The sequence below is a fragment of the Corynebacterium sp. HS2168-gen11 genome (assembly GCF_024834075.1).
GTDB lineage: Bacteria > Actinomycetota > Actinomycetes > Mycobacteriales > Mycobacteriaceae > Corynebacterium.
Map to the genome: position 1 here is coordinate 143,735 of NZ_JANUXR010000005.1, position 12,273 is coordinate 156,007.

Annotated in this window: 12 protein-coding genes; 5 read left to right on the top strand and 7 right to left on the bottom strand. The window is 50.1% G+C overall.

Annotated elements, in window-relative coordinates; all coding sequences use genetic code 11:
• The first annotated feature begins 79 nt into the window (after positions 1 to 79).
• Positions 80 to 1,030, top strand: coding sequence for a 1,4-dihydroxy-2-naphthoyl-CoA synthase (locus NXS99_RS05230; protein ID WP_259287602.1), 951 nt, complete (start codon positions 80 to 82; stop codon positions 1,028 to 1,030).
• Positions 1,031 to 1,140: 110 nt separating this feature from the next.
• Here the strand turns inward: NXS99_RS05230 and NXS99_RS05235 are convergent, their stop codons facing one another.
• Positions 1,141 to 2,985 carry an InlB B-repeat-containing protein gene (locus tag NXS99_RS05235; RefSeq protein WP_259287603.1) on the bottom strand — a complete coding sequence of 615 codons (1,845 nt, stop codon included), beginning with the start codon at positions 2,983 to 2,985 and terminating at the stop codon, positions 1,141 to 1,143.
• Between the two features lie 890 nt (positions 2,986 to 3,875).
• On the opposite strand from NXS99_RS05235, the gene menE reads away from it, so the two are divergent.
• Together menE and NXS99_RS05245 are read left to right on the top strand one after the other, a co-directional pair.
• Positions 3,876 to 5,018, top strand: a complete 1,143-nt coding sequence (gene menE / locus NXS99_RS05240) for an o-succinylbenzoate--CoA ligase (RefSeq protein ID WP_259287604.1) — start codon at positions 3,876 to 3,878, stop codon at positions 5,016 to 5,018.
• A 66-nt stretch (positions 5,019 to 5,084) separates the two neighbouring features.
• Positions 5,085 to 5,957 (top strand): 1,4-dihydroxy-2-naphthoate polyprenyltransferase, encoded by an 873-nt coding sequence (locus tag NXS99_RS05245; protein WP_396124823.1) that lies wholly within the window; start codon positions 5,085 to 5,087, stop codon positions 5,955 to 5,957.
• Between the two features lie 4 nt (positions 5,958 to 5,961).
• On the opposite strand, the gene NXS99_RS05250 is transcribed toward NXS99_RS05245, so the two are convergent.
• Entirely contained in the window at positions 5,962 to 6,297 is a 336-nt protein-coding gene (locus NXS99_RS05250) for a DUF4229 domain-containing protein (protein WP_396124819.1), read from the bottom strand.
• A 152-nt stretch (positions 6,298 to 6,449) separates the two neighbouring features.
• On the opposite strand from NXS99_RS05250, the gene NXS99_RS05255 reads away from it, so the two are divergent.
• Both NXS99_RS05255 and NXS99_RS05260 read left to right on the top strand, forming a co-directional pair.
• On the top strand, positions 6,450 to 6,740 hold the full coding sequence (locus NXS99_RS05255; RefSeq protein ID WP_259287607.1) for a hypothetical protein: 291 nt from the start codon (positions 6,450 to 6,452) through the stop codon (positions 6,738 to 6,740).
• A gap of 59 nt (positions 6,741 to 6,799) precedes the next feature.
• Entirely contained in the window at positions 6,800 to 7,150 is a 351-nt protein-coding gene (locus NXS99_RS05260) for a helix-turn-helix transcriptional regulator (protein ID WP_259287608.1), read from the top strand.
• Between the two features lie 71 nt (positions 7,151 to 7,221).
• Here the strand turns inward: NXS99_RS05260 and ccsB are convergent, their stop codons facing one another.
• The 5 genes from ccsB to NXS99_RS05285 form a co-directional block, all read right to left on the bottom strand.
• A complete protein-coding gene (gene ccsB / locus NXS99_RS05265) occupies positions 7,222 to 8,175 on the bottom strand; it encodes a c-type cytochrome biogenesis protein CcsB (protein WP_259287609.1) in 954 nt (317 codons plus the stop codon).
• A 164-nt stretch (positions 8,176 to 8,339) separates the two neighbouring features.
• Positions 8,340 to 9,890 (bottom strand): cytochrome c biogenesis protein ResB, encoded by a 1,551-nt coding sequence (locus NXS99_RS05270; RefSeq protein WP_259287610.1) that lies wholly within the window; start codon positions 9,888 to 9,890, stop codon positions 8,340 to 8,342.
• Between the two features lie 63 nt (positions 9,891 to 9,953).
• Positions 9,954 to 10,757: a cytochrome c biogenesis CcdA family protein gene (locus tag NXS99_RS05275; protein ID WP_259287636.1), complete on the bottom strand. Its 804-nt coding sequence runs from the start codon at positions 10,755 to 10,757 to the stop codon at positions 9,954 to 9,956.
• A 122-nt stretch (positions 10,758 to 10,879) separates the two neighbouring features.
• Positions 10,880 to 11,467, bottom strand: a complete 588-nt coding sequence (locus tag NXS99_RS05280) for a TlpA disulfide reductase family protein (RefSeq protein ID WP_259287611.1) — start codon at positions 11,465 to 11,467, stop codon at positions 10,880 to 10,882.
• 12 nt (positions 11,468 to 11,479) lie between these two features.
• Positions 11,480 to 12,088, bottom strand: coding sequence for a histidine phosphatase family protein (locus NXS99_RS05285; RefSeq protein WP_259287612.1), 609 nt, complete (start codon positions 12,086 to 12,088; stop codon positions 11,480 to 11,482).
• Positions 12,089 to 12,273: the final 185 nt, after the last annotated feature.

Here is a 12,273-nt window from a genome sequence, read left to right on the forward strand (position 1 = left end):
CATCAAAGACGATCATCATCATAGAAGGTTGTCGTTTGTGCTGTTTCACGTTCAGATGCTCGGCTAGACTGAAAGCATTATGACTGATTCTGCATCGAAATACAGCGTGGACAACCCATTTAATCCAGCTCTTTGGGAAATTGTGCCAGGTTTTGAAACGTTCACTGATATTACCTACCATCGTCATCGCGGCGAAGGGCGCGAATTTGGCATTGTTCGCATTGCGTTTAACCGCCCGGAAGTGCGCAATGCGTTTCGTCCGCACACAGTAGATGAGTTGTATCAAGCACTCGATCACGCGCGACGAAATCCTGATGTTGGTACCGTGTTGCTCACCGGCAATGGGCCTTCTACCAAAGATGGCGGTTGGGCGTTTTGTTCTGGTGGTGACCAGCGCATTCGTGGCCGTTCTGGGTATCGCTATGCCAGTGGCGAAACGGAAGATACCGTTGATGAAGCTCGCACCAAAGTTGAAGGTGGGCGGTTGCATATCCTCGAGGTACAACGTCTGATTCGCACCATGCCGAAAGTGGTCATTGCCGTAGTCAACGGCTGGGCTGCAGGTGGTGGACATTCGTTGCATGTGGTCTGCGACCTGACAATTGCATCCAAACAAGAAGCTCGGTTCAAGCAAACCGATGCCGATGTTGGATCATTCGATGCAGGCTACGGTTCCGCGTATTTGGCGAAGATGGTCGGACAAAAATTCGCCCGCGAAATCTTTTTCCTTGGGCGCACCTATGACGCCGAAACCATGCAGCGCATGGGAGCAGTCAATATCGTTGCCGATCACGCCGTGCTCGAAGATGAAGCTATTCAGCTGGGACGTGAGATCAATATGAAATCACCAACAGCGCAGCGCATGTTGAAGTTCGCCTTTAATCTCACCGACGATGGACTTATGGGGCAACAGGTCTTTGCAGGTGAAGCAACTCGTCTGGCATATATGACCGATGAAGCGGTTGAAGGTAAGAACTCCTTCTTAGAAAAACGCGCTCCGGATTGGTCTCCATTCCCGTACTACTATTAAGGAAATTTTTGTTTCCTGCAGGTTATATAAACAGCAAAACGCCGCTTGTGTCTGTCTCTATCAGTACACAAGCGGCGTAACGCTACTAGCTCTCGATCAGCTGTAAAGTACTAGCACTTATCCTCTTGCTTCGAGAACAACCACCAAGACAGTACACCTAGCACCGTGCTCGCAGTAATCACAGTTCCCGCAGCTTGAGCTTCTTCGCTTACGCTACTACCGGTATGCTGCGCCATCCATGCTTCAAAATCTTTCAAGGCTTGTGGCTTAATATTATTGACAATACCGGCAAGGAACTTATTGACCACCGGAACCACAGTCGCAATTACACCACCGATGATCGGCAGCAGTGCAATGAGCCAAGAGTGCTGCGGAGACTTCGCAGGCTTGCACTCCTTTGGTGGCAATTCGGTTGCTTTGTACACGGCTACGAATGAATGATCGCTGGTTGCCTTATTTCGCCAAACCAACTCGGCAATATTGGTATATAAAGTGTCATCACTTACACGTTTCCAACCCACAAATTCCTGTCCCTTAGGAGCTTCAACCTGCGGAACGTCATCAACACGCGAATTTTCTTGAACCTGATAGCTCTGCTCACCTTTGACAATCTTGCCTGCACCTGGATCAAACGCAAAGGTGTAGTGATTCACAGTTGGTGGGGTCTGCACCTGACGATATTTCGCATAATACTGCTTATCGCCGGTGTTCCGTTTCTCGAAAATGTCTTTTTCCGCAATCGTATTGCCAGACAAGTCCGTAAACCAACCCACGAACTCATATCCAGGAAGCGCAACTGCCTTTGGCACTTCCTTGTTCAAATCCTTCAGACTGTCATTGCCTTCAATGGTGTACTCAACAGTGGTTCCACCATTAATCGTGCCTTCATCCGCAGCAGTTTTAAAAGAGATCGTACGCGTTGGTATGTCCCACTTCGCCACGAAGAGAATATCCTCATATGCGCCAAAGTCACCGCCAGTTACGATATCATCATAAATAATTTTTTCGCCATTAGCGTCACGTAATTGTGTTGCCTCGGTGAACTCAGTTGCATCCCACGGGTAAGCAGCCCAGCCTAACCATTTATAGCCTACATACTTTTCTTTCTCAGCTGCATTCAGCTCTGGCGAGCCTGGAAACTTACCTATGTTGTATTTACTGATAACAGGAAACTTAGCAAAGCGTGATAGAGGTTTCGCTGGTACACCAGCGTATGGAACGCCAATACCAATAAAGGTTTCGGCACGAGTCGTAGTTTCATCCCAGTAACTATGCTCGAACCACTTCGCAGCTTCACCATCACGACGTGGATAAATTACTACATCTTGAACAGCTGCACCATTATGCTGGAAGCTGCCAATTTCAGTCTTATATCTCAACGCCAACGGACGGTGCGTAAGCAGCAACGCAAGCGCACTGGATGACAATCTTTGACCACCGTGGACTTCAATCGGATTCTTGACAAACTGGCCATTCTCCCACGTCTCAAAGTCCGTCAGGATCTGTTCTGTTTGACCTTCCAGCTTTTCACGACCAAAAAATAGGGCGTATTCCATGTTGTCATACTGTGCCTTTAAGGAATATTTCCCATCTGGCAGATCCTTAAACTTTACGATAGTTCTACAGTTAGAAATATCGAGATCTTTTACATTGACTGAATTGCGTTCAACACCATCTTCGCCTATCAAAGTAAGGTTAAAATCTGGTACTTGTTTTGGCGTTAATTTTCCAGAACAAGAAAATGGTAAATCCACTCGAAGATCTTCTACTGGCTGGTCAGGATCACGAACCCCTACATGAGAGTTAATAGTATTCACATCATACGATCCATTACCAAAGGCAACTGCAACTTCGACGCTATTTGTATTGGACTGCGCCTGTACCGGCACAACACTGCCAATACATAAAGAAGTTGCCATCAATGTAGCAACTGCCAGTTTCAATCGCTGTTGCATTATATCTATTCTCCTTTTATATAACCGCCGCAAGACGGTACATGTCCTAGATTCATAATCTAACCTTTAAAACTATACCCCATCAGCTACTTACGAAACTATTAAATCCAAGATTCAACCCCATTTATCAACATTGGTAATACCTCCATATTCGCCCTCACCATTTCCCAATAACATTGTCGCCCATACGCGCCATACCCAAATTCACTCACAAGCACTTTTACGCGTACAACCACTGCACGTATACAACATCGCTCCAAGCAACTCATCCAACTAGTGCTGTTAGCGCTTCCTCGCGCCATTGGTGGCCCGTGACCTTGCAAGATACCTGTCAATCCTCACGAAAACAATCACGCACCTCTCTTACCAACACTCCACACCGCCATAGGTTCACGCATAGTCAAACATGCACCGCGATTCAGCTACTCTTACAGCACATACCTCAAACCTCATCACCATCAACCCAAAAGCCATGCGGGCATCCTCAACGTTTCAACATTCAATTTTGACGCTAAAAATAGCAATCGTTTTGAAGCATTACTCAAATCAAGCTTTGCTAATTTCCCACCCTCATTTTCTCGTCCTCCATACACACTTTTTCTTCGAATACTAAACAATCCACAGCAAGCACGACATTCTTCCAATCGTGAATTTCACACGCGTAACCATCGCACTCTTTCTTGCTTTACTTTTTATTTTTTTACATAAAACTGCCAAACACGTTGCACACTTCACACCAGCCAGCACGACCAGCACACACGCCCTTGACTATTCACAGCCATCAACCACAGTTCCCCTAACTCAACACAACACACGAGAGATAATCATTTACCGCAAACTGTGATTGTCGTTGGGCTTTCATACATAAGTTCTGTTTTAGAATATGGGGCATGTCGCGCAACGTTCTTGAAGCATTCCCAGTTGCTGCTCATTCGCCTTTGCACCTGCTCGATGCTCTAGAAGAAGCTATGAGCGGTCAGCGCAGTTTATTGCCCGTACCATTACATGATTTAGCGCGTGCCAGAGCTCTTGCACACACCATGCGAGCCGGTAATGAAATCGATGCCGATATTGCAGTGGTGATGGCAACTTCTGGTTCCACCGGCACACCAAAAGGCGCCCAGCTCACAGCGGTAAATCTGGTCGCATCTGCCGATGCCACACACCAAGCACTCGGCGGGGTAGGTAATTGGTTGCTAGCACTACCTGCACACCATATCGCAGGCTTACAAGTGCTCACTCGCAGCCTCGTCGCAGGTTATGAACCATTATGGATTGACGTTTCGCAAGGTTTTGATATTGCTAAATTCGCACCAGCCGCACAGCAATTACGCGACGAAAGTTCACGGTGTTATACCGCCTTAACTCCAATGCAGTTACTCAAAGCGATGGACACTTTGCAAGGTATTGAGGCGCTGCAATGTTTCGACGCCATTTTGGTTGGGGGCGGACCACTACGCGCTGAAGATCAACGCGCTGCACAGGCCCTGAATATCTCGGTCGTTACCACGTACGGTTCTTCTGAAACTGCTGGCGGCTGCGTCTACGATGGCAAACCCCTCCCAGGGACCACTATTCGGATTGAAAACGAGCAGATCATTCTCGGTGGCCCAACGATTGCGCATGGCTATCGCAATCTGCCTAATCATGAAGCCTTCGCTGAACCTGGGGTGTATCGCACCTCTGATACGGGAGTTTTACACCAAGGTAGACTCACGCTCACCGGCAGGCTCGATACCATTATTGATTCAGGTGGCTTGAAACTGCACCCTGAAGTTTTAGAACGAGTTATTGAAACGACTCCGGGTGTTGTGGAAGTTGTCGTCGTCGGCAAGCCTGATCCGCGCCTGGGACATGCGATCGTGGCAGCCTATACCGGCACCGCCACGCCAGCGGATATTATTGAGGCACTCGATGAGCTGCCGCGTTGGCAACTGCCGAAAATGGTGAAAAAAGTTGCGGCACTGCCGAAAACTGCATTGGGCAAAATTGATCGAGCGAAGGCCGCTGCACTGTTTGAGGAAATATCCTAAAGGCGGCGTAGTTTCTTTTTTGGCGGATTGACTTTAACATTAATGTCCATGTCGAATCATCGCAGGATCAAAAGCCCCACATTCAACCAATGGCTGCTCGGAGCCCGTCCACGTACGTGGGCGAATGCTTTTGCGCCTGTGATCGTCGGTACTGGTGTTGCCTATGGCGGCGGCAATGCTCATCTGGGCAAAGCCGTAATCGCGGCAATCGTGAGTCTAGCGCTCATTATTGGGGTGAATTACGCCAACGACTATTCCGACGGCATTCGTGGCACTGACGATGATCGTACCGGCCCATTGCGCCTGGTAGGTAGCGGTCTTGCACGTCCACAGCAAGTCAAAAATGCGGCATTTTTCGCCTTCGGAGTGGCAGGAATTGCCGGATTTAGCTTAGCCCTTGCCACATCATGGTGGCTCGTCGGAGTCGGCGTAATCTGTATTTTGGCCGCATGGTTTTATACCGGCGGCAAGCGTCCCTATGGGTATCGTGGATTTGGCGAAGCCGCGGTGTTTATTTTCTTTGGACTTGTCGCCGTTCTCGGCACCCAATTTACCCAACTTGGCTTTATTACGTATGGCGGAATCATCTGCGCGGTTGCGGTTGGCGCGATGTCGGCAAGTGTGAATTTGATCAACAATCTACGTGATATTCCAACCGACACTGCCGCCGGAAAGATTACGCTGGCGGTGTTATTGGGGGATCACTCCAGCCGCATTTTATATTTCGTATTGCTCGGGGTTGCGCTGGCGGCGTCGCTAAGCTTGGCATTAAGCGGCATCTATCCGCTGGGACTGTTCGCCGCGCCGTTTATGTGGGTGGCGGCAAAGCCGGTACGGCGTCATGCGGTTGGCGCAGAGCTGATCCCCGTGCTCAGCACCACCGGCCAAGCTATGCTGATCTGGAGTGTGCTCACTGCCCTAAGCTTTGGTATTTCTTAACCACTTAGCGGTTTGCGAGTTCCGTTGCCACCCATTGCTTATATGCTTTGCGCTGCGCATCCCACAGCGCCACAGCGGTGACTGCCTGCTTGCGTAGATTTTGGAACACCAACATTGACAACGGCATCGCCACAAGCAGGGCGAGCATGGCTGAAATGAAAATTGGCACGAACGCGCCAATCACAGCGGCAGTAATTTGAATCGCGGCAGTTAAGGCCACGAAAAGTCCTAGACGAGCAAGTCCATACAACATGACCGCTTTTCGCGCTTGTCGACGCACTTGCGGATCGCGCACCGGTGGAATGGTGGTCTCTTTATTCTCATTCACATCAAGTACCATACACGGTTTCATTTCCAGACACAGGCGGCTGGCAATCGCACGTGCTGGACATCTGATTCAGTGGCGGGGTTTCAGGCGATCTTCTAGACTATTCATACATATGTTCGGCACAATGCCTATGAACATACATCGAGAAAGGTTGGCAAACATTTATGGGTCGTATCCTTGTAGTATTCATCCTGCTCGGCATCATCTACCTGCTCTGGCGCGCATTTGGACCACAAACCTGGCAGCGAATTTCCCCGCAACAACCAGCCAAACCTATTATTAAGGGACCAGATGATGACGAATCATTTTTGTGGGAATTAGAAAAACGCGCATTTAAAGAAAAGCGAGCAGCTGAGGAAGCGCGTCGTCGTGCTGAGGAAGCTCGTAATGCGCGAGAATTGCGGCAGCGCAAGGCACAAGACGAAGATCAACCAGAGCCACCGTCTCAACCCTAAGTACTCAATAACTACAACTTTAGTTTACTTAGCATAGGCTAGCCTCTATAGTTGTAAGTATGAGATATTCCACAGTTCTTGCCCAGCCAAGTCGGAGTGATGATAGCGTGGCTATTCCTCCATTTGAACAGGCGAGTCAGGCTGCACAATTGTTTAAAGTATTAGGCGATCCTACTCGTTTGCATATTTTGTTCATCTTGGCCGCAAACCGTGATCGCCCGATTTGTTCAATTGCGCTTTCTGAGATGCTCCGAGTCTCCCCGCCCACGGTTACTCATCATATGAAAAAGCTTACCGACGCACACCTGGTGAGCCGCACCAAGATGGGGAAATGGGCCTATTACGAGATTCATACCCCAGAGTTCCAACGCATTGAGCATTTACTTGCAGCGTCAGAAACATCTTTCTAAACAACACTGAAAAAGGACCGCATGCCAGCTTGTGCATACGGTCCTTTTTCAGTGTTTTGTTACAGTGCCAATTAGTTCAGGCCGGCGTAGGAATGCAGACCAGAAACTACCAAGTTAATGAAGAACAAATTAAAGATCATGGTTCCGAGCGCCAAGATATTAATCCACGCTGCCTTCGAATCACGCCATCCTGCGGTTGCACGCGCGTGCAAATAGGCGGCATATAACATCCAAGTGATCAAGGCGAAGGTTTCTTTCGGATCCCAACCCCAGAAGCGTCCCCAGGTTTGCTCAGCCCAGATTGCGCCCAGCACAATGCCTAAACCAAACACCGGAACCGTAATAATCGCGGTACGATACGCCACCGTATCAAGGAACTTTGCAGAAGGCAGTGGCTTGAGCAGTGGTGCAAAGAAACCGTGCTCACCTCCGACTGGCTGCCACACGCGCAGCAAATACACAATTGACACGATGCCGGAAATCATACCGATTGAGGCACCACCTGCGACAATCGAAACGTGTACTTTCAGCCAATAGGATTGCAATGCAGGTACCACTGGCGCGGTTGCCGCATACAGTTTCGTACCACCAAAAAACAATAATGACAGCACTGGCACCAGCAACCATGGCCACATAACGCGCAGTTCTTTTTTCTGGAAATACAACGCTGCCGCGATCATGGTGGACATGGTAATCGTCGAAATATATTCATACAGATTGCCAAATGGGAATCGCTGCGCTGCCACACCTCGTAAGACTAATGAGACAATATGAATAATAATGCCCAGCCAGACCATCATGTGCGTCATGCCCGCAAACTTATTTGCGGCAGTTTCCATGCGTGTCAATGCAGCAGCTTGCTCTTCTGAGAAAGTTTCACTGGCGCTTTGTTCACGCTCAAGATCAGTCATGCCCTGGCGTTTCATGTAGAACACGATGGATAATGCCAGTGCAAAGAAGTAGATCATAAACGCAGTAAAAAATGCCGAATCGGAAAACTGCGCCAACGTGTGGTCAACATTCATAGCAAGTCCAAACTTTCACATTCTTAATTAATAATCAGGGCTGCCACACGGCAATCATAATTCAGGCCTCTTCAGAGACCAATGGTACAGCTGTGAGCACTGTAAAAAGTGGTATTTCTCACTTCCACACGATACTCGGCACAATCACTGGAACCAAAGTAGCATTACTCATCTTCATCATCAGGATCCGGCAAGCGCAAGATCTGACGATGAATACGTTGATATTCCTCACCCCAGCCAGCACGATCAGTACGCGCTAAGCCTGCCGTTTCCACATAGGTCACCCCATCGGTAACTTTGCGTACACGTACCCAAATACGACGCCGCTTAATCACCAATGAGCCCACCAATGATGCCAAACCAACCACGGTAAAGAGCAAGACCCAAATTTGGGTTGGGTCGTAGGAAATTTGCAGATTCGCAAATTCTTCTGCGCCATCGAAGGTGACCTTGGTACCGTCGTCAAGCACAACGGACTCGCCTTGGGTGAGATTCACGCGTTCAATTTTTTGCAGCTGGCCGGCATGGATCAGGCCTGGGTCGAGGGAAAAAATATTTTGCGAGGCGCCTGCATCCAAGCCGTGATCACCACGATAGATATCAATTGCCACTGCTGGATCGCGCATCGCTGGGTATTGCGAGGTCAGCAGCTCATTATTATCGCCACTCCAGGCAGCAGTCGGCGCGAATAACCCTTGGATGCTGAGCTGATGCTGGCGACGCTCGAACAAATCCGGGTACATGCCTGCCGGCGGATCAAAACGCATCACACCAGAGGAAAGGAAGAATACCAGGTCATCAGGGCGGAATTGCACGGTTTGAGTGCGGGTTTCGCCATTTGGCCAGGTAACCGTCATGGTCGGGGCAAAGCCATGGCCTTGGAGGTACACGCGGTCGCCTGCGATGCGCAACGGATTATTCACGCGTACCTCGGTGCGTGGCCAGGTGCTCGAATCAGTGTAAATCTGCTCGCCAGTGGCATAGGAAATATCGCCACGGAACTGCTCTGCTTGGCCATTTGGCAAATAATCTGCGCTGAACTTGTGTAATTCGACGCAGTAGTTGTTCAAGCCAGTGCCATCAAAGAGTAGACCGGCACGGAAAGAATCGAAATTGGCGGTGGCGGTATTACAGAATTGATTGTTAATGGATGCTTTATCCGAACCAATCACAATGATTTGGCCTTCGTAATACACCAAGCGACCAATTGCCATTGCCACGAGCATGCCCACCAGGCTTAAGTGGAATAGCAAATTGAAGAACTCGCGCAAGTAGCCTTTTTCGGCAGCAAACGACTGCACACCAGCACGATCTTGCGCAGCGGAATATTCTGCGACATTCCAGCCGCGCAGAGCTTGGCGAATATCATCTTCCACCACCGAAATTGGTTGATCCACGCTACCTTCGGCATGCAGTGCTAAACGCGTGAGGTTCTTTGGGGCGCGCACAGGTGGGGTGTGCATGGACTGGTAGTGATCCCAGGAACGCGGAATGATACATCCTATTAAGGAACCTACCAGCAAGACTGCGATGGAATTGAACCAGGTGGAGCTGAAAACGTCGAAAAGCTGCAGCTGGTCGTAGAATTCGGCAACTTTGCCGTGCGAGGCAATATAGTCGGTGACATTGTCTCGGTTCAACGATCGTTGCGGGAGCAGTGCGCCTGGAATTGCACCGAGGGAGAGAAGGAATAACAGCACGAGCGCAGTACGCATACTGGTGAGCCAATGCCACGCTTTTTTGGGCAGTGCAGCAAGAATGTTCACAACTATCCTCTTTTACAGTAAGGTCGTACCGAATTCGACGGTTAAGACACGCAACCAGTTAATGAAATCGCCCCACAGGCCGGTGACCAGCGCTAATCCTACAAGAATCAGCGCGATGCCACCAAGAATTTGAATGTGGTGCGTATGGCGACGCAAAAAGCCAACACCGTGTAATGCACGCGCCGATCCAAAGGCTACCAACACGAATGGCACGCCCAGGCCAAAGCAGTAGGCGATCATTAAGGCCACCCCACGTGCTGCAGTAATGCCTTCAGTGCCTGCGGCAACAGAGATGATTGCGGCTAAGGTTGGACCCAAACATGGTGTCCAACCGAGTGCAAAGACTCCGCCGAGCAGTGGTGCGCCAATCCAACTGGTAAGTTTTTTCGGGCTGAGGCGATGTTCTTGCTGCAAGGCAGGAATCCAGCCGCTAAAAATAACGCCCATAATAATTGTGACCACGCCGCCGATGCGCATGAGCACCTCGTTATTCAAGGCAAGTGCTTGAATTGCGCCTAAAACAGAAACGGTGGCAAGTAAAAAGACAGTGGTAAAACCGGCAATAAATAATAAAGCGGCACCAGCGACTTTCCAACGGTCGCTGCGACGCACGCGGCTGCCATGCACCTGATCAAGTTCTACTTCCCCGCCAACAACGCTGGCCAAATAACTCAAATAGCCAGGTACCAGCGGGATCACGCAAGGACTGGCAAAGGAGACGAGTCCAGCAAGAGCGGCGGCGGCTAGGCCAAGGAATAATGGTCCGCTTGCTACGGCGGTTGCAAAGGAATCGCCAAGCGTGCTGGCGGCGGTGATGGTGGTCGTTGCGGCTACTTCGGTGGCGACTGCAAGGGTTGCAACGTCGGCGCCGGCGGCGGTCGCAGCGTCGGCAAGCGTGGCGACGTGAGCAGCCTCAGCGACGGCGGTTATGCTGGCACTCACTGCGCTTCAAGTTCCTGCACGATCGGCAGCAATTCAGTATCAGTAATGGCGCGCAAAAACACCACTGCTGGACGATGCTGCTTATCCAACACAATTGTGGTCGGCACGACCGATGCCGGCAAACCGCCTAAAAGAGCTGCGGTTTTGAATGGCGGGTCGAATAAAGATGGATACGTCAAGCCATTATCCACCATGAAATCGGCAGCCAAGGACTTGGTATCCCGAACATTAATGCCAATCACAGCCCCGCCAGTGGCGCTGAGTGCTTCATGGACAGTTTCCAGATCATCAACTTCCGTCCGACACGGCCCGCACCATTGCCCCCAGGCATTCAAGACCACCACATGACCTGCGTAATCATCTAAAGAAATCGGCTGGCCTACCACTGCTTCACCAGTGATATTGGCAATCGGCGCACGCTCGTCTTCCGCGTAGTGAATAACCTTCTCGCCACCAGGCGAATGAAACTGGAACGTACCACCAATAGCCACCGCATTTGTCCCGGCGGTGTCGTCCGCGCTACATGCGCTGATCCCAGTGGCTGCAACCAGCGTCATTGCGGCAAGAAACATACGCGTATTCATCTCAAAAGCCCCTTAAATATGCTGCGCTGGCTCGGCGTAGCTGTACTTGACAAGCGTGTCACCTTCAAACACCAGCGAGCTTACCGACGCCAAGTTGCACTTGCGTAACGCTGGATTATGCCACAAGGGTTTTTCTTGCGCCCACCGCTGCACACATACAATTGGCAATTGGTGACTCACAAGCACTGCTTCGTGTCCACGAGCTCGCTCGACTGCTGCTAAAATTGCAGCTTGCATGCGTTCCAAGATTTCAGTGTATGGTTCACCCCAACTTGGTTGGAGTGGATTTTTCATTTTCGACCAGTATTTCGGGTGCAACAAATCAGAGCGCAAACGTTTAACACGCAAGCCTTCAAATTGATTGCCTGCTTCTAACAAGCGTTGCTCAATTTCGATCTCTAACCCAGTGATTCTAGAAATTGGCGCAGCGGTTTCTTGCGCGCGTTCTAAAGGAGAGCTTTGTAACAGCACAACGTCACGATCGCGAAACATTGTAGCGGTTGCTGCTGCCATTGATTCACCGCGAGCAGAAAGATGATAATCCGGAATGCGCCCGTAGAGGATCTTTTCCGGATTGAAAACTTCCCCGTGACGCACCAGATGCACAATGGTTTGGCTCATAATGTCAATTGCTTCCCTTCAAAAATATTGTGCTCCCTAATTTACCTTACTTGCCAGATTTTGCGGCTATGGCTGTAGAAACAAACGCACACCCTGCAAGCCGTGCCAATCAGGCAAAGCTTGCAGGGCGCGAGGCGTCGTAAAGCATCCGTGAATGAAGGTTTTGAGGTGCGAAAGTGACGTTG